Below are 19,678 nucleotides of genomic sequence, written 5' to 3' on the forward strand. Positions count from 1 at the left end.
GGTCGGCCGATGGGAGCACGAGAGATGACGGATCGGCCGGCGGACGCGGGGCCCATACCGAATCGGCGCGGCACCGAGCTGACGATGCTCGGCTTCGCGGTGCTGGTGACCGTACTGGCCTATGCCAACGTCGGGCTGGCGGGCGACGGTTCGTTACCCGCGGGCATGGTGGGCTACAGCCTGGGCATCGGTGCGCCGGCCCTGCTCGGGCACCTGGCGATCCGCCGGTTCGCGCCGTACGCCGACCCGCTCCTGCTGCCGCTGGCCACGTTGTTGAACGGCATCGGCATGGTGCTGATCTACCGCATCGGGCTCGATCCGGTACGCGGCCAGAAGAAGGCGTTGCAGACCGCGTCGACCCAGCTCGTGTGGTCGGCGATGGGCATCGCGCTGTTCCTCGGCATCGTCGTGCTGCTCCGGGATCACCGTGTGCTCCAGCGCTACACCTACACCGCGATGGCCCTGTCGCTGGTGCTGCTCGTGTCGCCGATCCCGTTCCCGGCGGTGAACGGGGCCAAGATCTGGGTCGCGCTCGGCCCGTTCTCGTTGCAGCCCGGCGAGTTCACCAAGATCGTGCTCACCGTCTTCTTCGCGGGTTATCTGATGGCCAAACGCGACGCGCTCGCGCTGGCCGGCCGTACGGTGCTGGGGATGCCGCTGCCGCGGGGTCGCGACCTGGGGCCGATCCTGGCCGCGTGGTTGCTGAGCCTGCTGATTCTGGTGTTCGAGCGGGACCTGGGCACCTCGCTGCTGTTCTTCGGGGTGTTCGTCGTACTCCTCTACATCGCGACCGAGCGCACGAGTTGGCTGGTGTTCGGGCTCGTCCTGTCGGCGACCGGCGCGGTGCTGGTCGGTTCGGTGGAACCGCACGTCAAGAGCCGGGTACACGCCTGGCTCGACCCGATGTACTACTACGACCTGCCCAAGCCCGGCCTCACCGACTCCGACCAGGCCGCCCAGGCGCTCTTCGGGTTCGGCAGCGGCGGCATGCTCGGCACCGGCCTCAACCAGGGCCACCCCGGTGAGATCGGCTTCGCCGCCAACAGCGACTTCATCCTGACCTCGGTCGGCGAGGAACTGGGCCTGGCCGGGATGATGGCGATCTTCATGGTGTACGCGCTGCTGATCGAACGCGGCCTGCGCACCGCGTTGGCGGCGCGCGACCCGTTCGGCAAGCTGCTCGCCGCAGGGCTGGCGGTCGTCATGGCGCTCCAGGTCTTCGTGGTCGCCGGCGGCGTCATCGGCCTGATCCCGCTGACCGGCATGACGATGCCGTTCCTGGCCCAGGGCGGCTCGTCGGTGATCACCAACTGGGGGCTGGTCGCGGTCCTGATCGTGATCAGCCACGCGGCCCGCCGCCCCCTGTCGGCGGTGGCCGCGGGCGAGATCTCCCCGACGCAGAACAGCAGGGGCGGCGGTCGGCACAGCGCCCGGACCGAACCCGCCCCCCGCGCACCCGCGGACGGCCCGGAACGGGACACCTCGGCCGGCACCTAAGCCGTTCGACCCCCTTCGGGCGCCGCGGCGTGAGCGCGGCGAGGAGCCCGAAGGGGGAGCGAACGCGGGTCCTAGGCCCGCTGGATCACCACGTCGTGGTCGTCGACCGCGAGGATGGCGGGCAGCACCGGGACCACGCCCTCGCCGTCCTCGAGTTCGAGCAGCGTGGCATCACCGTGCGCGGCGCCGGGGACGAAGCCGATGGCGGACTTCTCGCTGTTGCGCCAGGCGTGGGCCCGACCGTCGCAGGTGGCGATGCTGCCGCCGACCGCGGTGTGGTGGCCGGCCTGGCCGACACTGCCGCCGACCAGCACGACCCCGGCATGGCCCGCGGAGCACTGGTAGGTACCGGAGAGGGTGATCGTGCCATCGGCCGCCACCCACACGGTCGAATCGAGCAAAACCCGGTCGCCCCCGACGTGTACGCTCTCGGCCGCCCGAGCAGCGACGGGAGCGAGAGCGAGCAGCAGACCGGCAATGCCGGCGGACAGGACAGCGGCCGCACGGCCGACAGTGATCATCATGCCGTCGCCAACGACCCGGGACCCCAAAGGTTGCGCCCGGGCGTACGACCGAGCGAACCGGCGACAGCCGTCGTCGTCAAGGCACCACGAGATCCAGCCCGACTCACGAGCAGGCCCGACTTCCCGGCCCGCGCTCCCGCCCCGGAAGCCGCTCCCCGCGACCGGCGAACCCACCTCCCCGCCCCGGCCGACCGCATCGAATCCGGCCCGGCCCACGACCGAAGGACTCCGCGCATGCACTCGGCCGCCCATCCCTCGGGAACCGACACGACCGACCGCGTCCCCGGGGCACACTGGTGGATGGCAACCGGACCGCGCGGACAAGGAGGCGTCATGGCCCAGCACGTATTCAGGACACACATAGCGGGCCGAGAGGTCGCCCTGCCCGGCACGATCGCCGACATCCGCGAGGCCCTCCCGGAGACGGATCGCGCCGACTTCGTGCGGGAGATCGAGTCCGCCTCGGCGGACGAACTCTTCGGCCTGATGGCCAGTTGGGCATTGCGCACGCCCGAAGCACACGACCCGGACGAGGATGCCTTGGTCGAACGACTGAAGACCGGCGACATGACCGGAATGACGTACGCCGACGAGTTGGACGACGCGTACCGGAGCACCGGATGAGCTACCGCATCGCCTACGCCCCGGACGCCGAAGTCGAACGCACACATCTGTCACCGGAGCGCCGCAAACGCTTCGACTCCGGCATGACCGCCATGGCGTCCGCCCCCTACGCGCACGGCTCGGCCGTGGGCGGCGACCGGGACCGCCGCGAGACGACCGTGTCCGGCGTCGCGTTCATCCGCTACATCGTCAGCGCCACCGTCGTCACGGTGACCGTGGTCAAGCTCGTCCCCGCCCCCTGACCTCGAACACCGGGTCCGACGGCATCGACCCGTGGCCTCCCGCGCGTCACGATCCCCCGGCCGAAACGCCCCGGCCGGGGGATCGCCAGGCGCTCGGCGTCGTTACTTCGGCAGGTTCCTCGCCATCACGATCCGCTGGACTTGATTCGTTCCCTCGTAAATCTGGGTGATCTTGGCGTCGCGCATCATCCGCTCCAGCGGGTAGTCGCGCGTGTAGCCGTAGCCGCCGAGGAGTTGCACCGCGTCGACGGTGATCTCCATCGCCGCGTCGGAGGCGAAGCACTTGGCCGCGGCGCCGTGGAAGGTCAGGTCCGCGTCGCCGCGCTCGGACTTGGCCGCCGCCGCGTAGGTGAGCTGCCGGGCCGCCTCCAGCTTCATCGCCATGTCCGCAAGCATGAACTGGATGCCCTGGAAGTCGGCGATCGGCTTGCCGAACTGCTTGCGCTCCCGCACGTAGCCCTTCGCGTAGTCGAGCGCGCCCTGGGCTATACCCAGCGCCTGCGCCGCGATGGTCACGCGTGTGTGGTCGAGCGTCTTCATCGCCGTGGCGAAGCCGGTGCCCTCCGCGCCGATGATCCGGTCGGCCGGGATCCGTACGTTGTCGAGGTAGACCTCGCGCGTCGGCGAGCCCTTGATGCCGAGCTTCTTCTCCGGCGCACCGAACGAGACGCCCTCGTCCGACATCTCCACCACGAAGGCCGAGATGCCCTTGCTGCGCTTGTCCGGGTCGGTCACGGCCATCACCGTGTAGAACTCGGACACGCCCGCGTTGGTGATCCAGCGCTTGACGCCGTTGAGCACCCACGAGTCGCCGTCGCGCACCGCGCGGGTCTTCATCGCGGCGGCGTCCGAACCGGCCTCGGGCTCGGACAGGCAGTACGAGAACATCCCGTCACCACGCGCGACCGCGCCCAGGTAGCGCCGCTTGAGGTCCTCGGAGCCGGACAGGATCAAGGGCATGGTGCCGAGCTTGTTCACCGCCGGGATCAGCGACGAGGACGCGCACACCCGGGCTATCTCCTCGATCACGATCACGGTGGCCAGCGCGTCGGCGCCCGCGCCGCCGTACTCCTCCGGGATGTGCACCGCATGGAGATCGTTGGCGCCGAGCGCGTCCAGCGCTTCCTGTGGGAAGCGGGACTGCTCGTCGACCTCGGCGGCGAACGGGGCGATCTTCGCCTCCGCGAGGGCGCGAACCGACTCGCGGAGCATGTCGTGCTCCTCGGAGACGCGGAAGAGGTCGAAGTCTTTTCGTCCGGCCACGGGTGCCTGCCTCTCGGCTCAAGAGTTGACGCATGAAGAGTTGACACGTGCAGGGTACGTAGCTGTAAGGCTGACGCATTTTATTACCGCTCAGTAACCAGCACTGGCATCCACCCTAATTCAGCCGGGCCCCGATTCGAGCCCGGGGCGGCACGGTCGCGGTTCCCCGACGGCGCCACAACGGGGCCGGATACGATCCATGAGGCCGTATCCGGCTGTATCCCGCCCCACGACGAAGAAGTCAGGTGACGTACGTGGCACCCCGCATCACGGTCATCGGTACCGGCTACCTGGGCGCCACGCACGCGGCGTGCATGGCCGAGCTGGGCTTCGAGGTCCTCGGGATGGACGTGGATCCCGACAAGGTGGCCACCCTCGCGAGCGGCCGGACGCCGTTCTGGGAGCCCGAACTCGAAGAGCTGATGGCCCCGCACGTGGCATCGGGACGGCTTCGCTTCACCACCGACATCGCCGAGCTGGCCGAGTTCGGCGACGTGCACTTCGTGTGCGTGAACACGCCGCAGCGCAAGGGCGAGTTCGCCGCCGACGTGTCCTACGTGGACGCGGCCGTGGACGCGCTCGCCCCGCTGCTGCGCCGCCCGTGCCTGGTCGTCGGCAAGTCCACCGTCCCGGTCGGCACCGCCGAACGGCTGACCACCCGGATCGCCGAGCTGGCACCGGTGGGCGCCGAGGCCGAGCTGGCCTGGAATCCCGAGTTCCTGCGCGAGGGCTTCGCCGTCCAGGACACCCTGCACCCGGACCGGCTGGTGATCGGCGTGCGCTCGCAGCGGGCCGAGGACGCCCTGCGCGAGGTCTACGCGACCCTGCTCGCCGAGGGTGTCCCGCTCGTGGTGACCGACTTCGCCACCTCCGAGCTGGTCAAGACCGCCGCCAACTCGTTCCTGGCCACCAAGATCTCGTTCATCAACGCGATGGCCGAGGTCTGCGAGGCGGCCGGCGCCGACGTCGAGCAGTTGTCCCAGGCGCTCGCCTTCGACCCGCGGATCAACGGCCGCTTCCTCAAGGCCGGCCTCGGCTTCGGCGGTGGCTGCCTGCCCAAGGACATCCGCGCGTTCATGGCCCGAGCGGGTGAACTGGGCGCCGATCAGGCGCTCACCTTCCTGCGCGAGGTGGACGCGATCAACATGCGCCGCCGGTTCCGGATGGTCGACCTGGCCCGCGAACAGTGCGACGGCAGCTTCCTGGGCCGCCGGGTCGCCGTCTTCGGGGCCGCCTTCAAGCCGAACTCGGACGACATCCGCGACTCGCCCGCGCTCAACGTCGCCGCCCAGGTGCAACTCCAGGGCGGCGAGGTGACCGTGTACGACCCCAAGGCGATGGACAACGCGCGAAAGATGTACCCGGGCCTGACCTACGCGGACACCGCCTTCGACGCGGCCCGCGGCGCACACGTGGTGCTGCACCTGACCGAGTGGCCGGAGTTTCGCGAGATGGACCCGGCCGTACTGGGCGAGATCGTCGCGGAACGGCGCGTACTCGACGGGCGCAACGCCCTCGACCCGGTGCGCTGGCGCGGCGCAGGATGGACGTACCGGGCACTCGGTCGCCCCTGAGTAGCCGGCCCGCCCCGGGGGCACACTCACCCGGCCGACGGGCGTCGCGCCGTCCGTCGCTCGGGGGGCACCGCGAGCAGCGAGACAAGACTGCGAGGTCATCAGCATGCCGTACGGCGACGAGCCCACCATCCGACGGATCCTCGACACGAACACCTGGGCGGTGGTGGGCCTCAGCACCAACTCCCACCGCGCCGCGTATGGAGTAGCCGCGTTCCTCCGCCAGTGGGGAAAGCGCGTCGTGCCCGTGCACCCCAAGGCCGAGACCGTGCACGGCGAGCCGGGCTACGCCACGCTCGCCGAGATCCCGTTCCCGGTGGACGTGGTCGACGTGTTCGTCAACTCGGACCAGGCCGGCGAGATCGCCGACCAGGCGGTGAAGATCGGCGCGAAGGCGGTCTGGTTCCAGTTGGACGTGATCGACGAACGGGCCTACCAGCGGGTCCGGGACGCGGGCCTGGACATGGTGATGGACCGCTGTTCGGCGGTGGAACTCCAGCGCATCACCATGACGGGCGCGGGCCGGGCCTGAGCCCGGCGGCCGGGGCCCGAGCACCCGATCGGGCCCCGCCCGGACACGCTAGGAACCGATTCGCTCGCGCAGCTTGCGCCCCTTCTCGGTCGCCTGCGCCTTCAGCTCGACCTGGAACGCGGTCATGCGTTCGAGCAGCACCGGATCGTGCGCCGCCAGCATCCGCACCGCGAGCAGCCCGGCGTTGCGCGCGCCGCCGATCGAGACGGTGGCCACCGGCACGCCGGCCGGCATCTGCACGATCGACAACAACGAGTCCATGCCGTCCAGGTACTTCAGCGGCACCGGTACGCCGATCACCGGCAGCGGGGTGACCGAGGCCAGCATCCCGGGCAGGTGCGCGGCGCCACCCGCGCCCGCGATGATCGCCTTGAGCCCACGTTCGGCCGCGTTCGTGCCGTACTCGATCATCTCCTGCGGCATCCGGTGCGCGGAGACCACGTCGGCCTCGTAGGCGATCCCGAATTCGTCCATGACCTGCGCGGCGAGTTCCATCACCGGCCAGTCCGAGTCGGATCCCATGACGATGCCGACGACGGGCTGCGTGCTCATTCGGTGATGTCCCCTCGGAGATAGTCGGCGGCGTGCCGGGCGCGCTCGCGCACGTCGTCCAGATCGTCGCCGCACACGGTCACGTGCCCGACCTTGCGACCGGGCTTCACGTCCTTGCCGTACATGTGCACCTTGACCCCGGGGTCGCGGGCCATCACGTGCAGGTACGGACGGTACATGTCGGGATAGTCGCCGCCGAGCACGTTGACCATCACGGTCCACGGCGCCCGCGCGCGCGGGTCGCCCAGCGGCAGGTCGAGCACCGCGCGCAGGTGGTTCTCGAACTGCGAGGTGACCGCGCCGTCGATGCTCCAGTGCCCGCTGTTGTGCGGGCGCATGGCCAGCTCGTTGACCAGGATCCGGCCGTCGGGCGTCTCGAACAGTTCGACCGCGAGGTGCCCGGTGACATCCAGCTCGCCCGCGATCGACAGCGCGATCCGCTGCGCGCGGACCGCGAGCTCCTCGGTCAGGTTCGGCGCGGGTGCGATCACCTCGCGACACACGCCGTCCACCTGGATCGACTCGACCACCGGATAGGCCACCGCCTGCCCGTGCGGCGAGCGCACCACGCAGGCCGCCAGTTCGCGGGTGAAGTCGACCTTCTCCTCGGCGAGCACCGGCACCCCGGCCGCGAACGGCACGGCGGCCTCCGCCTCGCCGCGCACGATCCACACGCCCTTGCCGTCGTAGCCGCCGCGTGTGGTCTTGAGCACCACCGGCCAGCCGCCGACCTCGGCCGCGAACGCCGTCACGTCCGCCGGATCGGTCACGATCCGATTGCGCGGGCACGGGACGCCGATCTCGGCCAGCCTGGCCCGCATCACGCCCTTGTCCTGGGCGTGCACGAGGGCCCGCGGGCTCGGCCGCACGGCGACGCCGTCGGCTTCCAGGGCCTCCAGCAGCGCGGTGGGGACCTGTTCGTGGTCGAAGGTGACCACGTCACAGCCCTGCGCGAAGCGGCGCAGGTCGGCGAGATCGTCCTCGCTGCCGAGCACGACGTCGCCCACGACCTGGGCCGCGGATTCGGACGGGGATGCGGCGAACACGCGAAAGCGGGCGCCGAGCGGGATTGCGGCCTGGTGCGTCATGCGGGCGAGCTGGCCGCCGCCGACCATGCCGACGACTGGGAACGTCACGGGGGAAGGGTACCGACCCGAGACACGCGGTCGTGGCGGCGGGGATCGCGGGCAGGCTTCGGACGAGCCGGGCCCGCCGAAACGACGTGTGCCACACGGGACGGGAGATGTTCCGGTAAAGAGTCTGCAACAGGAGGGAGACCGTGCACCGATGCCGAGCAGCCACGACGGCTACCCTCGTCGGGTGAGTGGTCATGCCCGTAGCCCCCGTGGTGCCCAAGGAGCGTCCGTGCCTTCGCCTGTCGGCGCCCCCACCGACCCGTCCGTCGGACCGCCGCCCGGCCGGATGGCGCGCCTGCGTTCGGAGGTCACCCGGTTCCTGGTCGCGGGCGGACTCGCCTACGCGGTGGACGTGCTCGTCTTCAACCTCGGCCTCTCGCTCGGCATGGGCGGGGTCGCGGCGAAGATCGTCTCCTCGATCCCGGCGACCATCGTGGCCTACATCGGCAACCGGTACTGGACCTACCGGCATCGGGACCGCACCGGCGTCGGTCGCGAGTACACCCTCTTCTTCGTGTTCAGCGCCATCGCCGCGGGCATCCAGGCGTCGAGCGTGTTCGTCTCGCACAACCTGATGGGCTACGAGAGCAAGCTCGCCGACAACATCTCGGCGAACATCGTCGGCATGGCTCTCGGCACGCTGTTCCGCTTCTGGGCATTCCGTACGTGGGTGTTCAAGCACAAACGACCCGGCACCCTCCCGGTCGTCGAAGGTGGCATGTCGTGAAGGCGCTCCGGAATTGGTACGACCGAGTCGGACACCTGCTGCACGAGACGCTGAAGTTCGGCGCCGTCGGCGGATTCGGCGTGGTCGTCAACGTGATCGTGTTCAACATCTGCCGTAACCACCTGGGCCTGGCCTCGGTGCGCTCGTCGGTGATCTCGACCGCGCTCGCGATCATGGTGAACTATCTCGGCAACCGCTACTGGGCCTTCCGACACCGGACGTCCGAGGACAGTCGACGCGAGTTCGTGCTGTTCATGGCGTTCAGCGGGGTCGGGATGGCGATCGAGGCGGGCACCGTGGCCATCTCGCACTACTGGCTCGGCCACCCCTCGCTGCTCGCGGACAACGTCGCCAAGTACGCCGTCGGGCTGCCCCTGGGCACGCTGTTCCGCTTCTGGTCCTACCGCACCTGGGTCTTCACCGGCACCCACGAGGTCGACCGCAAGCCGGTCCGGGTCGTCGCGCCGCCGGTCGGCGAGGACGCCGAACCCGACGAGCCGATAGCCCCCGGCGCAGCCCACCTGGACACCGAGGCCGCCCGCCTGGTCGAGGACGAAAGCGAGACGTCCCGGGCCTGAGCGCCCGCCCCGCCCGCTCAGCCGGGCGGTTCCTCCGGATGTGCCGCCAGGAACACCGCGAACACCGGCGGGCGCTGCTGGAGCAGTTCCAGTCGGCCGCCGTCCGCCTCGGCCAGGTCGCGGGCGACCGCGAGGCCCAGGCCGGTCGAGTTGTGGCCGCTGACCGCCCGCTCGAACACCCGCGCACCCAGCTCGTCGGGCACGCCGGTGCCCTCGTCCTCGACCTCGACCACCACCGACGTGCCGGTCGTCCGGGTACGGATGTTCACCCCGCCGGCACCGTGCATGAGGGTGTTCTCGACCAGCGTGGCAAGCACCTGGGACAGCGCGCCCGGGGTGGCCACGGCGGTCAGCCCGCGCTCCCCCTCGACTCGGATACTGCGTCCGGCCTCGCGGAAGTTGGGTCGCCATTCGTCGATCTGCTGCTGGATCACGTCGTCCACCCGGACGGTGACCGCGGACATGTTGCGCGGATCGCGCCCGCCGCTGCCGCGCCGACTGCTGGTCAACAGCCGCTGCACCACGTCGGTGAGCCGCTCGACCTGGGACAGCGCGATCGCGGCCTCCTCCTTGACGATCTCCGGGTCCTCGGTCGCGATGATCTCCTCCAGCCGCATGGACAGCGCGGTGAGCGGAGTGCGGAGCTGGTGGGAGGCGTCCGCGGCGAGCCGGCGCTCGGCGGTGAGCATCCGCGCGATCCGCTCGGCGCTCTGGTCCAGCACCTCGGCGACCCGATCCAGCTCGGGCACGCCGTACCGGCGGTGTCGGGGGCGCGGGTCGCCCGAGCCGAGGCGTTCGGCGGTCTCGGCCAGGTCGGTCAGCGGGCGGGCGAGCCGGCGGGCCTGCCACACCGCGAGGGCGGCGGCCGCGGCGACGGCGAGCAGCGCGACGCCGAGGATCAGCAGGAGGGATTCGCGGATCTTGCCGGTGACCCGCTCGCGCGGTTCGCCGACGGTGACCGAGTCGCCCATCTCGCCGGGCATCTCCTTCTCGAAGACCCGGCCGCTCGGCTTGTCGCCGATCACCAGTGGGGGCTCCCCCTGCAGCCGCACGATCGCGTAGCGATGCGGTTCGATCTGCCGGTGCAGCAGTTCCGCGTTCGAGCGTTCGCCGGAGGCCAGGCGCAGCTCGACGACCTCCAGGATGCGCGCGGCCTCGGCCTTGAGGCTGTCGCCCGCGCTGTTCTCGATCGCGTGGGTCTCCACGAACGCCAGCGGCACGCCGAGTACGGCCACGACGACCAGGACCACGCCGAGCGTGGTGTTGATGAGCCTGCGACGCAAGGTTGGTCCCGTCAGCTTTCCGAGGTCGGCTCGGAGATCGGCTCCGAGATCGGCTCCCGCGAAGTCGGCCCGGCCCGAGGTCAGCTCTTCTCGAAGCGGAAGCCCACACCGCGCACCGTGGTGATGTAGCGGGGATTGCCCGCGTCGTCACCGAGCTTCTTGCGCAGCCACGAGATGTGCATGTCCAGTGTCTTGGTGGAACTCCACCACGTGGTGTCCCACACTTCGCGCATGAGCTGGTCGCGGGTGACCACCCGGCCGGCGTCGCGCACCAGCACCCGGAGCAGGTCGAACTCCTTGGCGGTGAGCTGAAGCTCCTCCTCGCCGATCCAGGCGCGGTGCGAGTCGACGTCGATCCGCACGCCGTGCACCCCCTGACCGACATCGGCGGCGCCGCGGCGAAGCAGCGCCCGCACGCGCGCGAGCAGTTCGGCGAGCCGGAAGGGCTTGGTGACGTAGTCGTCGGCGCCGGCGTCGAGGCCGACCACCGTGTCCACTTCGTCGGCGCGCGCGGTCAGGACCAGAACCGGAAAGCCGTGCCCCTCGGCACGCAGCCGCCGGCACACCTCCAGGCCGTCCATCCCGGGCAGACCGAGGTCGAGAACGAGCAGGTCCACCCCGCTCTGCGCGGCGCACTCGAGAGCGCTTGGACCGTCCTCGCGCACCTCGACCTCGTAGCCCTCTCGGCGCAACGCACGCGCGAGCGGTTCGGAGATGGATGCGTCGTCCTCGGCGAGCAGTACGCGGGTCATGACCTTGATGTTACTGAGCCATCGGCGCGAGGTTGACGAGCTCCGCCCGACAGAGCTGCGGGGGCCGGGAATCGGCGGGATTTTTTCCCTGATCGAGGGACTGCGAACGACCGGGGCACCGGGACCGGCGCGCTCACCACTCGTCGTCCTCGTGTCGACGCCACGAGTACAACATCGTGGCCGCGGCCATCACCAGGATCAGCGCGCCGATCACGATCAGCGCGATCGTCCCGCCGGAGATGTCCCCGTCGTCCTCGCCCCTGCTCAGCGTCCCGATGTCGACCCCGCTCGGCTTGCCCGCTCCCTCGGCGACCCCGCCCGGGCTCGCGGCCGGGCTCTCCGCGCGCTGTGACGCGGTCTCTGCGGACGTCGCGCCCGATGCCGGGGGTTGTCCGGCGCCGGGACTCGCCGCGGTGCCCTGCGGCCCCTCCGGGGCCTTCCCCGCCGCATCGACCTTGAGCGTCGCGGCGGGCGGCGCGGGAGCGGTCGGGAAACACGTGGTGATCTGGTCGCCGAAGATCGCGGTACTGGTGACCATCTTGCCCGGCGCGATCCTGATGTCGCCCCTGGCGTCGAGCGGCACGGTGATCTCGCCCTCGTAGGGCGGCACCACGATCTGTGCGGGCGTGCCCGGGATGTCGACGCGCATCCTGGGCCCCTGGAGCGTGAGTTCACCGCTCGCGCCGCCGGACAGGACGAGTTGGATCGACGGGGTCAACGGGGTGCCCGGAAACGGCAGTGGACTGGTCGCTGGGCTGCCGCCGAGGGTGACCTTGATCTTCACCTTGTCGCCGGGGCGGACCGGATCGCTCGGTGCCTCCAGCGAGATCTGCTGCGGACCGTCCACGGCGGGCTGATCCAGCGGGATGACGCAGTGCACCTGCACGATCAACGGTTCCGCCGCGCCGGCGGGCGGGGCGAGCGCGAGCGCCGAACCGACCGTGCAACCCAGAGCGAGGGCGGCACTCGCCATGCGTGGAGCCCAGACAACCATCGGAGTCGCGTTCCTTCTCATGGGTGGCGGGATACAGCCGAAGGGTCCCCCGGCCGGGTGAGGACCGGCAAGGGGACCCTTCGTTTTCGGATCAGCTCGGTTCGGCCATCGTGGCCGCTACGGCGCCGAGTTGCCGCCGGGTGTGCGCCGAGGGTCAGACCTGGTTGCGGATCCGCCGACGGTAGGGCACGAACAACATCAGCGCGATCGCACCGAGCACGGCGGTGCCGGCCGCCATCGCGAACGCGGTCATGCCGCCGCCGGAGGCGCCGGTGTGCGCGAGGTCGCCGGTGGCTCCGCCGGTGCTGGTGGTGCTGCCACCGTCGCTGCCCACGTTGCCCGTGGGGGTCTGGGTGACGCCGCCGGTCGTGCCGCCGTCGCCCTTCGCCTTGAGGGTGGCCGAGACGGCGGTCTTGTCGGCCTTGCACTTGAGGTTGACCTTGACCACCTGCTCGCCCGGGATCTCCAGGCCGAGGTTGAACGCGCCCGGGGTGAACCCGTAGTCGCCCGCCGCGCCGACGGTGAACTCGCCCGCGAGGGGACCGGCCGCCTTGATCTGGTCGCCCGGCTTGATGCTGACCTTCTTGGCCGCCAGCGTGACGTCGAACGGCTTCTTGTCACCGCCCGTGGTGTCGATGGTCAGGGTCGGGACAACGGTGGCCTCGACCCCTTCCGGCGGCGTGATCGAGGGCGCCGTGCCGAGGATGTCGTCCTTGAACTTCGCCTGGACCGCGACCTTTTCGTTCGGCTTGGCGACGCTGGGCACGATCACCTTGATGGTCGTCTTCAGCGGCAGCGGATCCCCGAACTTCTCGGCGCCGAGGAAGATGTCACAGGTGTAGTCGACCGAGACGTCCTTGCCGTTCGGGGCGCCGGCCGGCGGGTCGCCGCCGCCGTCCTCGCTGATCTTGAGCGTGCCCAGCTCCGGCGCCGTCCCGGTGGGCTTGCACACCGTGACCTGCGAACCGGCGATCTTTACGGTTGTCGTCCACTCCTTCGGCTTGAGCGTGATGTCGCTCTTGAGGTCGGCCGGAATGGCGATCTTGCCGTCGAACTGCGGGAGGGCGACGTCGCCGTCCTTCTCGGCGACCAGCTTCCCACCGCCTTCGAGCTTCACCTCCTTGGTGGTGCCGCCGCCTCCGCCGACCTCGAAGGTCATCGAGAAGGTGAAGTCGTTGTTGAGCTTGGCCGGTGCCTTCTGCCCGGTCGGGCCCATCTTGACGCCGACCGTCGCGACGTTGCCGGGCTTGATCGCGGTCGTGGGCATCACGAGTTCGATCTTCTGGTCGTTCGTGACGTCCTTGCCGCCGGCGAGGATCGGCAGCTTGCAGGTGTCCGGCACGACCACCTCGGCGGCGACCGCAGTTCCGGAGAGGCCGAGCATGCCGCCGGAGGCGATGGCCAGGGCTGCGGCCCCCGCCATCGCGGTACGCGTGATTTGGCGCTTCATCAGGTTGTGCGCTCCCTTCGTCGGGGCGGGACTCACCCCGTCGTGTTGGTCAGCTCAGCGTGAGCGTCAAGGTCGCCGAGTAGCTCTCGGCGGAGGTGTTCCGGTCGGGCAGCCGCAGGGTCAGCTCTGCGCCGACATCGAATTCACCCCCCGTGACGCTCGGTGACGACGATGTCGAGCACAGGGTCGCCGTACGGCTCGACTCGGCCCGGTTTCCGGGCCTGGCCGAGCTGGGATACGGGCCGCGTCCCGGGTGCGGCGTGCAGTACGGATCCCAGACGAGGTTGTGCGCCTCGATCCGGGTTCCGTCCTCCGCCCGGAAGTCGGACATCGCGCCGGTGAGGGTCCACCCGTTGCGCGACCCGCGAAAGTCCTGGACCAGCATCGGATTCAGCGCACCCTTGGCGGTGCCGCTGGTGCGATCCACGGTCAGCCGGCTCTGTCCGGTGTTCGGGGTACTGACGGCCAGGACACCCGGGTTGATGTTGCCGTCCACCCGGTCCGGGGGCCGAGGTTGGTCGATCCTGGTGTCCCAGTCGAGTTCTCCCGCGCCGGACACCGATCCGTCGCCGGCGCTCCCACCCGATCCGGGCGGGTCCGAAACGGTCGAACCGTCGCTCGGCGCGGCGGAGCCGGGATCACCGGTACCGGTGGTGGGCGCGGGCCGGTAGGTACCGCCGCCGCTCGGGCCGGCCTGGTCGGTGACGTTGGTGTGCGAGGGGCCGAACTCGCCGCCGCCCGGCCCGTAATAGAACGCGAGCACGGTGCCGATCACAGCGGTGCCGGCGATCAGCGCGCCGAGGCCCCGGCGGGGTCGGGTGGTCATCGATCGCCTCCCCCGGACTCGCCGGCACGCGGGTGGTCGTCCTCGCCGGGCTCGGAACCCGCGTACAGCGGACCGCCGATCACCATCGTCTCGACCATCGAACGCACCGGGCGCTTGCTCAGGTCCACCGGTGCGGCCGAGGACTGCGGCGGGCGTCTGTTCGCGGTCCGGGAATCCGACTCGCCGTCATCCGCCTTGTCCTCGGCGGACTTTCGGTTCTTGTCGTCCCTGGTCAACCGGGACGGCGGCTCGGCCAGGCCGACTTCGCGCTCGCGCTCGCCGGCCCGGCGGGCCCGCTGTTCGCCGATGAGTTCGACGATGCGCAGGAACAACCGCCAGGCCGCCACCGGCACCACGATCACCAGGAGCGCTCCGAAGATGTAGACGCCCCACGGACGGCCGACCTCCAGGGCCTGTTCGTCCACGATCTGGTTGTCGTACGTCACGCGCCAACTGAAGGTGCCGTGTTGACGGGGGTTCAGTTCCACCGGGAGCGAGATGGTGGTGCGCTTGCCCGGCGGGATGGTGACGTGCGACTCGTAGTTCTCCCAGGTCGGGGCGTAGACACCTTCGTAGAAGCCGATCCGGAAGGTCGGGTTGACGATGGGCTGTTGGCCCATGTTCCCGACCTCGATCCGGAACCGGCGCTGCACCGGCGAGCCGAACCAGGTGAAGATCGAGTCCTCGCCGACCATGGCGCTGTCGATGAAGACCAGTCGGCCGGGCGTCTTGACGGTCACCGGCAGCGGAGCGTAGGGCGCGCCGTCGATCTCCAGCGGCACGCTCGCGTCCTTCGGCGGGCCGTTCATGATCACCGCGATCCGGACCACACACGGGCACGGGGACGGCGGGATGGCGGCGGTCAGGGTGATCGTGACATTGCCGGCGGCGTCCACGGTCCCGCTCGCGGCACTGGCCGCCGCGCAGTTGACCGTGCCGCGCAGGCCGTTCTCACCGCAGATGCTCGCCTGGACCAGAGAGCCGGGAGTCCAGTCGCCACCGACGACCGAGACCTTGTCCCCGGCCGCGACCTTGCCCGGGTCGATCGACGCGCTCGGTCCGGCCGGCGCCGGGGCCGCCGCACGCGCGGGCGCCGTGCCGCCCAGGGCGACCAGCCCCAGGAGCAGCACGGCGATCAGCGCGAGGGCGGTACCGCGGGCACGGCCCACCCGAACCACGTGACGAACCCGGTCGACCACGATCAACGGCCGACCCCCGCGGAATCGGCGGAGTCCTCGGCGGCCGGCGCGTCGGCGCGCGGGCGGGCCGGGGGCTGCTTGCCCTTCGGGCGCTTGGCGGCCTTCTTGGCGGGAGCGGCGGCCGGGACCGCGGGCTCGGCGTCGGGCTCGGGCTCGGCGTCGGCGGCCGGGACCGCGGCGGCCGGCTGCTCGGCGGCCGGTGTGGCGGATGCGGCTTCGGGCTCGGCCGGTTCGGTTGCCGCCGTCTCCGGTGCGGCGCTCGCGTCGGCGGGTGTCTCCGCAACGGGCTTATCCGCCACGGGAGTCGCCTCGGCGTCAGCCTGCTTGTCGTCGACCTGCTCGTCGTCGCTCGCCGCCACCTCGGCCGGCTTCTCCTCGGTCTCGGCGGACTTGTCGGCCGTCTCGGCCCGCTCGCCCTTGTCCCCCGACTCCGCGTCCTTGGACGTGTCCTCGGCCGGCGTCTCGACCTCGGCCTTCTCGGCCGCCTCGGCATCCGCAACCGCAGCCGCACCGGAAGTCTCCGCCGACACCGCCGCCTTCGCGGGTTCGGCCGGCGCCGGCTCCGCGACGGGCGCGGATTCACCGGCGGCCTGGGCGTGCTCGGCGCCGGCCGGCGCGGGCGCGGCCGGAACCGGCGGCAGCACCGTCGTGTCGTCGGTCGGACCCACCGGGCCGGCGGGCTTGGCCGGGTCGCCGCCCTTGCCCTTGCGTCCGTTGCGCCACACGCCCCAACCGATGCCGGCGACCAGCAGGAGGGCGGCCAGGGTGAGCAGGCTCGGCCACGGCACGGCCGTGTACGAAGCGCTCGCGTCATCCTTGATGTTCTGGTCCGCGACGACACCGTTCACCTTGACGGTGACGTGGTCGAGTCGCGGGGCGTCCTTCCACTCGACGACCTTCTCCACGGCCGAGCCCGGCAGGATCTCGGTGCCCTCGTCGACCTTGCTCATCAGCTTGCGCCCGAACAGGCCCTCGGCCTTGAGCTCGAACTTGGGCCGCAGGATCACGTTGCCCCGGTTGATGATCCGGTAGGTGACCTTCGCCTTGCTCGAACCGAAGAACTCGTGGAAGCCCGCGTCCCGCTTGACCTCGACCTTTTGGATGTCCATCGCGGGCAGCGCGTCGCCCTGCACCCGCAGGTAGACCCGGGCGCCGATCTGCCGCTGGATGTTGACCTTGATCTGGCCCTGCTGCTGAGTGCCCTCGATCGCGGTGTTGAGCGCGACGATGGCGCCGGGGTGGTCACCGGGGGTCGCGTTCGGCGGGATGACGATGTTGAACGGGACCTGGCGCTTCTCCCCCGGTTGCAGGGTCAGCGTCTGGTTCTCCGGCGCCACCTGGATCCAGGTACCGACGTCCTTCTGTTTGTCGGTGACGGTGCGCAGCGCGAAACCGCCGTCGCGCGGCGTGTTGTACGCGTCCGCGCCGAACAGCTTCATGGTCAGCGGCGCCGGGCTCGTGTTGTGCACGGTCACCACGTCGGGAACGGTGGTGCCGGCGGCGCCTTCGAGGAAGAAGTAGCGACGGGCGTTCTGGCTGGTGCCGTCCGGCACGAACGGATCGACCGACCATTCGCCGTTGCCCGCGGCCGACGCGGGGGTCGGTGCGACCAGCGTCAAGGACGCGAACAGCGTGGCCAGCACCGCGAACAGGGTGGCCAGGGATCGGTTGCGTCCGCCTTGCCGGCGGCTCGGGGGGGCCGGGGTACCCGTCATCGGTGTCTCCAGAACTGGTCTGTGTGCTGCGGATCGAAAGGGCCGGTTTCGGGAGCGGATCCGAAGGGCCCGCGCTGTGTGTCTGGGTGGAACGGATGCGGATCACCCGCCTGCGGTGTGGGCGGGACGGGCCGGCTGCCCGCCCCACCCTCCGCTCTGCGTCGATCCGCAGCGGCCCGCTCCGGCGGACCGTGCGCCGCGGCTGGTTTTCCGCGGCGCACGAGCCCCCGGTGTCGAGGCCGTTCGAGGTCTCCGCGCCGAAGGATTCCGGCGCGGAGAATTCGGTCAGGAGATGGAGAGTGTGAGCGTCGCGCTGTAGTTGCCGGGCGCCTGGTACGCCGGGACCGCCAGGGACAGACCCGCGTCGGCCTGGAACGTACCGCCGGTGACATCCGCGTTGGGCGCGGACGCCAGCGTGGCGCCGGTCTTGCCGATCGGACCCGCGCTACCGGCCACCGCCTGGCTCGGCGAACCCTCGCCGGGCGTGAGCTTCGGAGTCCAGGAGAACTTCTCCGCCGGGATGGTGCCGCCCGCGTTGTTGCTGAAGTCGGTCACCGCGCCGGTCAGCGTCCAACCGGTGGCGCCACCGCGGTAGTCCTTGACCGTCACCGTGTTCAGCGCGCCGGTCATGTTCTGCTCGGTGCCGTTCAGGGTCACGTCGGAAAGCTTGATCCCGCCGTTCTCCTGAGAGATCGTCAGGGCGCCGCCGGCGATCGTGCCGGTGAGGTCCTGCTTGAGCGTTCCGGCCGGGGGGTTCCCGTCGACCGTGAACGGCGCACCGGCGGACAGCGTGCCCGCGGTGTCCTCGGACGCCGCGATCAGCGTGGTGTCCGCCTTGTTGACCTTGACCTTGGCGGTGAACTTGCCGTCCGCACCCGCCTTCGCCACCACCAGACCGGGAACGTCCGGCTGCTGCGCGGCATTGGTCGGGACCACATAGACGGAGGCGTCCGGCGTGTAGCCCTCGCCGTTCACCGTGACCTCGGTGCCGACCGGCCCGTGGGTCGGGTTCAGGGTGAGCTTGCGCGGGTTGCTCGGCACGTCGGCCTTGACCGTCACGTTCGACGTCTTGGACTTGCCGCCGACGGTGACCTTGAGCTGGTACGAGCCGTCCGCGACGGCCGCGCCGATCGTCGCGGTACCGGCGAGCGCACCATCCGTGACGGTGAGGGCTCCGGTGACCTTGGTGGCGTCACAGGCGTTGCCGCTCGCGTCGCACAGTTCGACCGTGGGCGTACCCGCCGGCCAGTTCGTCCCGGCGACGGTGAGGGCACCGCCGGGCTTGACCTGTCCGGGAGTGCTGGTCAGGGTCGGTTCCTGCGGGGCGTTGGCGACCGTGTAGGACGCGATGACGCCGTTGCTGCCGGTGACTTCACACGTGGCCGTGGTGGTGGGCGGCGGCAGATCGGGCACGTTGACGTCCAGTGCGAACGTCTTGAGCGTGAGATCGATCTTCGTCCCGGGCGCGGCCTGGGGGATCGCCAGGTCGGCCGTGAACTCCGGCGGGTTGATGCCGGTGTTGGGACCGATGTTCGCGGTGAACTCCGGTGCGACCACCGTGACTTCGCCGCCGGTGCTCAAGGTGAAGGTGTACTTGCCGATGAATCCGATGTTCTCGAAGTCATAGTCGGGACGCAGCGGGTTCTCGCCGGCGTCGATCTTGATCTTCACCGTGCCCGGCGCGCTGCCGGTGTCCGGCGTCAGGGTCGCGTCGAACGTCTGCTTGCCGGTCTTGTTCCAGTTCAGGATCGGCTCGGTGCACACCAGGTCGGGGTTGACCGACCCGGCATATGCGGCCGGCGCTCCCGCGACCAGACCGGCGGTACCCGCGATCATCGCGACGCCGAGCGACGCGACAACCTTTTTTCTGGGTTTGAACATTGTGGTGCTGCTCCCTTCAGGGGGTTACCGCCGGCCGCCGAGGGGCGGGGCGGTCGAACACCACACCGGAGCGAGAGCCGAGGAGCGTCGCACTTCCGTGGGCCCGGCGCTCCGGTGCCGTACCTGAGCGACCGCCTCGCTGAAGATCCGTCGCACACGACCGAGGCGGCCGTCTCGCCGTCCGTCGATTCCCTTGCCGGGCACGGACCCCGTGCTGCGAATTGAAACCTGTTTCAGATTCTGGCGGCCATTCACGCGCGATCCCGTCACATAGTCAATAGCCGCCGGGAGCGGCGCGGTCGGCCTTCCGGGCAGGGAAGACCGACCGT

At 70.4% G+C, this 19,678-nt stretch carries 19 protein-coding genes; 7 read left to right on the top strand and 12 right to left on the bottom strand.

Features of this window, described 5'->3' with window-relative positions:
- The first annotated feature begins 24 nt into the window (after positions 1–24).
- Entirely contained in the window at positions 25–1,497 is a 1,473-nt protein-coding gene (locus ACH4U8_RS36820) for an FtsW/RodA/SpoVE family cell cycle protein (RefSeq protein WP_395782609.1), read from the top strand.
- 71 nt (positions 1,498–1,568) lie between these two features.
- Here ACH4U8_RS36820 and ACH4U8_RS36825 read toward each other — a convergent pair whose 3' ends face one another.
- Positions 1,569–2,021, bottom strand: coding sequence for a DUF6299 family protein (locus ACH4U8_RS36825; protein ID WP_395782610.1), 453 nt, complete (start codon positions 2,019–2,021; stop codon positions 1,569–1,571).
- Between the two features lie 333 nt (positions 2,022–2,354).
- Here ACH4U8_RS36825 and ACH4U8_RS36830 point away from each other — a divergent pair, with 333 nt between their 5' ends.
- Together ACH4U8_RS36830 and ACH4U8_RS36835 are read left to right on the top strand one after the other, a co-directional pair.
- The gene (locus ACH4U8_RS36830; protein ID WP_360320985.1) at positions 2,355–2,645 is read left to right on the top strand and encodes a hypothetical protein; all 291 of its coding nucleotides are present in this window, start codon (positions 2,355–2,357) and stop codon (positions 2,643–2,645) included.
- Positions 2,642–2,887 carry a hypothetical protein gene (locus ACH4U8_RS36835; RefSeq protein ID WP_360320988.1) on the top strand — a complete coding sequence of 82 codons (246 nt, stop codon included), beginning with the start codon at positions 2,642–2,644 and terminating at the stop codon, positions 2,885–2,887. Before ACH4U8_RS36830 ends, ACH4U8_RS36835 begins: the two co-directional genes overlap by 4 nt.
- Before the next feature lie 102 nt (positions 2,888–2,989).
- Here ACH4U8_RS36835 and ACH4U8_RS36840 read toward each other — a convergent pair whose 3' ends face one another.
- A complete protein-coding gene (locus ACH4U8_RS36840) occupies positions 2,990–4,150 on the bottom strand; it encodes an acyl-CoA dehydrogenase (RefSeq protein WP_360320991.1) in 1,161 nt (386 codons plus the stop codon).
- A 254-nt stretch (positions 4,151–4,404) separates the two neighbouring features.
- Here ACH4U8_RS36840 and ACH4U8_RS36845 point away from each other — a divergent pair, with 254 nt between their 5' ends.
- Positions 4,405–5,724 carry a UDP-glucose/GDP-mannose dehydrogenase family protein gene (locus ACH4U8_RS36845; protein ID WP_360320994.1) on the top strand — a complete coding sequence of 440 codons (1,320 nt, stop codon included), beginning with the start codon at positions 4,405–4,407 and terminating at the stop codon, positions 5,722–5,724.
- A gap of 106 nt (positions 5,725–5,830) precedes the next feature.
- A complete protein-coding gene (locus ACH4U8_RS36850) occupies positions 5,831–6,256 on the top strand; it encodes a CoA-binding protein (RefSeq protein WP_395782611.1) in 426 nt (141 codons plus the stop codon).
- 48 nt (positions 6,257–6,304) lie between these two features.
- Here ACH4U8_RS36850 and purE read toward each other — a convergent pair whose 3' ends face one another.
- On the bottom strand, positions 6,305–6,808 hold the full coding sequence (gene purE / locus ACH4U8_RS36855; protein ID WP_360321000.1) for a 5-(carboxyamino)imidazole ribonucleotide mutase: 504 nt from the start codon (positions 6,806–6,808) through the stop codon (positions 6,305–6,307).
- Positions 6,805–7,944: a 5-(carboxyamino)imidazole ribonucleotide synthase gene (locus ACH4U8_RS36860; RefSeq protein ID WP_360321003.1), complete on the bottom strand. Its 1,140-nt coding sequence runs from the start codon at positions 7,942–7,944 to the stop codon at positions 6,805–6,807. Before ACH4U8_RS36860 ends, purE begins: the two co-directional genes overlap by 4 nt.
- 229 nt (positions 7,945–8,173) lie before the next feature.
- Between ACH4U8_RS36860 and ACH4U8_RS36865 the strand changes: the two genes are divergently transcribed.
- Both ACH4U8_RS36865 and ACH4U8_RS36870 read left to right on the top strand, forming a co-directional pair.
- Complete coding sequence (locus ACH4U8_RS36865) at positions 8,174–8,671, top strand: GtrA family protein (protein ID WP_360321006.1); 498 nt, start codon at positions 8,174–8,176, stop codon at positions 8,669–8,671.
- Positions 8,668–9,249, top strand: a complete 582-nt coding sequence (locus ACH4U8_RS36870) for a GtrA family protein (protein WP_360321009.1) — start codon at positions 8,668–8,670, stop codon at positions 9,247–9,249. Before ACH4U8_RS36865 ends, ACH4U8_RS36870 begins: the two co-directional genes overlap by 4 nt.
- A gap of 17 nt (positions 9,250–9,266) precedes the next feature.
- On the opposite strand, the gene ACH4U8_RS36875 is transcribed toward ACH4U8_RS36870, so the two are convergent.
- From ACH4U8_RS36875 to ACH4U8_RS36910, 8 genes are all read right to left on the bottom strand, one after another.
- Complete coding sequence (locus ACH4U8_RS36875) at positions 9,267–10,532, bottom strand: ATP-binding protein (RefSeq protein ID WP_360321012.1); 1,266 nt, start codon at positions 10,530–10,532, stop codon at positions 9,267–9,269.
- Positions 10,533–10,612: 80 nt separating this feature from the next.
- The gene (locus ACH4U8_RS36880; protein ID WP_020556678.1) at positions 10,613–11,284 is read right to left on the bottom strand and encodes a response regulator transcription factor; all 672 of its coding nucleotides are present in this window, start codon (positions 11,282–11,284) and stop codon (positions 10,613–10,615) included.
- A gap of 133 nt (positions 11,285–11,417) precedes the next feature.
- On the bottom strand, positions 11,418–12,257 hold the full coding sequence (locus tag ACH4U8_RS36885; RefSeq protein ID WP_360321015.1) for a hypothetical protein: 840 nt from the start codon (positions 12,255–12,257) through the stop codon (positions 11,418–11,420).
- 175 nt (positions 12,258–12,432) lie between these two features.
- Positions 12,433–13,728: a hypothetical protein gene (locus tag ACH4U8_RS36890; protein ID WP_395782612.1), complete on the bottom strand. Its 1,296-nt coding sequence runs from the start codon at positions 13,726–13,728 to the stop codon at positions 12,433–12,435.
- A 49-nt stretch (positions 13,729–13,777) separates the two neighbouring features.
- A complete protein-coding gene (locus tag ACH4U8_RS36895) occupies positions 13,778–14,554 on the bottom strand; it encodes a hypothetical protein (protein WP_395782613.1) in 777 nt (258 codons plus the stop codon).
- Positions 14,551–15,723, bottom strand: coding sequence for a hypothetical protein (locus ACH4U8_RS36900; RefSeq protein WP_395782614.1), 1,173 nt, complete (start codon positions 15,721–15,723; stop codon positions 14,551–14,553). The genes ACH4U8_RS36895 and ACH4U8_RS36900 overlap by 4 nt, the downstream gene beginning before the upstream one ends.
- Positions 15,724–15,755: 32 nt before the next feature.
- A complete protein-coding gene (locus ACH4U8_RS36905; RefSeq protein WP_395782615.1) occupies positions 15,756–17,468 on the bottom strand; it encodes a WxL protein peptidoglycan domain-containing protein in 1,713 nt (570 codons plus the stop codon).
- 285 nt (positions 17,469–17,753) lie between these two features.
- A complete protein-coding gene (locus ACH4U8_RS36910) occupies positions 17,754–19,349 on the bottom strand; it encodes a hypothetical protein (RefSeq protein WP_395782616.1) in 1,596 nt (531 codons plus the stop codon).
- Positions 19,350–19,678: the final 329 nt, after the last annotated feature.

The organism is Embleya sp. NPDC020886 (genome assembly GCF_044333915.1).
Taxonomy (GTDB): Bacteria; Actinomycetota; Actinomycetes; order Streptomycetales; family Streptomycetaceae; genus Embleya.

Coding starts and splice junctions, on each gene's coding strand:
- ACH4U8_RS36910 (WP_395782616.1), bottom strand. CDS start 19,349: ATGTTCAAACCCAGAAAAAAGGTTGTCGCGTCGCTCGGCGTCGCGATG.
- ACH4U8_RS36890 (WP_395782612.1), bottom strand. CDS start 13,728: ATGAAGCGCCAAATCACGCGTACCGCGATGGCGGGGGCCGCAGCCCTG.
- ACH4U8_RS36905 (WP_395782615.1), bottom strand. CDS start 17,468: ATGACGGGTACCCCGGCCCCCCCGAGCCGCCGGCAAGGCGGACGCAAC.
- purE (WP_360321000.1), bottom strand. CDS start 6,808: ATGAGCACGCAGCCCGTCGTCGGCATCGTCATGGGATCCGACTCGGAC.
- ACH4U8_RS36895 (WP_395782613.1), bottom strand. CDS start 14,554: ATGACCACCCGACCCCGCCGGGGCCTCGGCGCGCTGATCGCCGGCACC.
- ACH4U8_RS36825 (WP_395782610.1), bottom strand. CDS start 2,021: ATGATGATCACTGTCGGCCGTGCGGCCGCTGTCCTGTCCGCCGGCATT.
- ACH4U8_RS36830 (WP_360320985.1), top strand. CDS start 2,355: ATGGCCCAGCACGTATTCAGGACACACATAGCGGGCCGAGAGGTCGCC.
- ACH4U8_RS36850 (WP_395782611.1), top strand. CDS start 5,831: ATGCCGTACGGCGACGAGCCCACCATCCGACGGATCCTCGACACGAAC.
- ACH4U8_RS36820 (WP_395782609.1), top strand. CDS start 25: ATGACGGATCGGCCGGCGGACGCGGGGCCCATACCGAATCGGCGCGGC.
- ACH4U8_RS36835 (WP_360320988.1), top strand. CDS start 2,642: ATGAGCTACCGCATCGCCTACGCCCCGGACGCCGAAGTCGAACGCACA.
- ACH4U8_RS36885 (WP_360321015.1), bottom strand. CDS start 12,257: ATGGCGAGTGCCGCCCTCGCTCTGGGTTGCACGGTCGGTTCGGCGCTC.
- ACH4U8_RS36880 (WP_020556678.1), bottom strand. CDS start 11,284: ATGACCCGCGTACTGCTCGCCGAGGACGACGCATCCATCTCCGAACCG.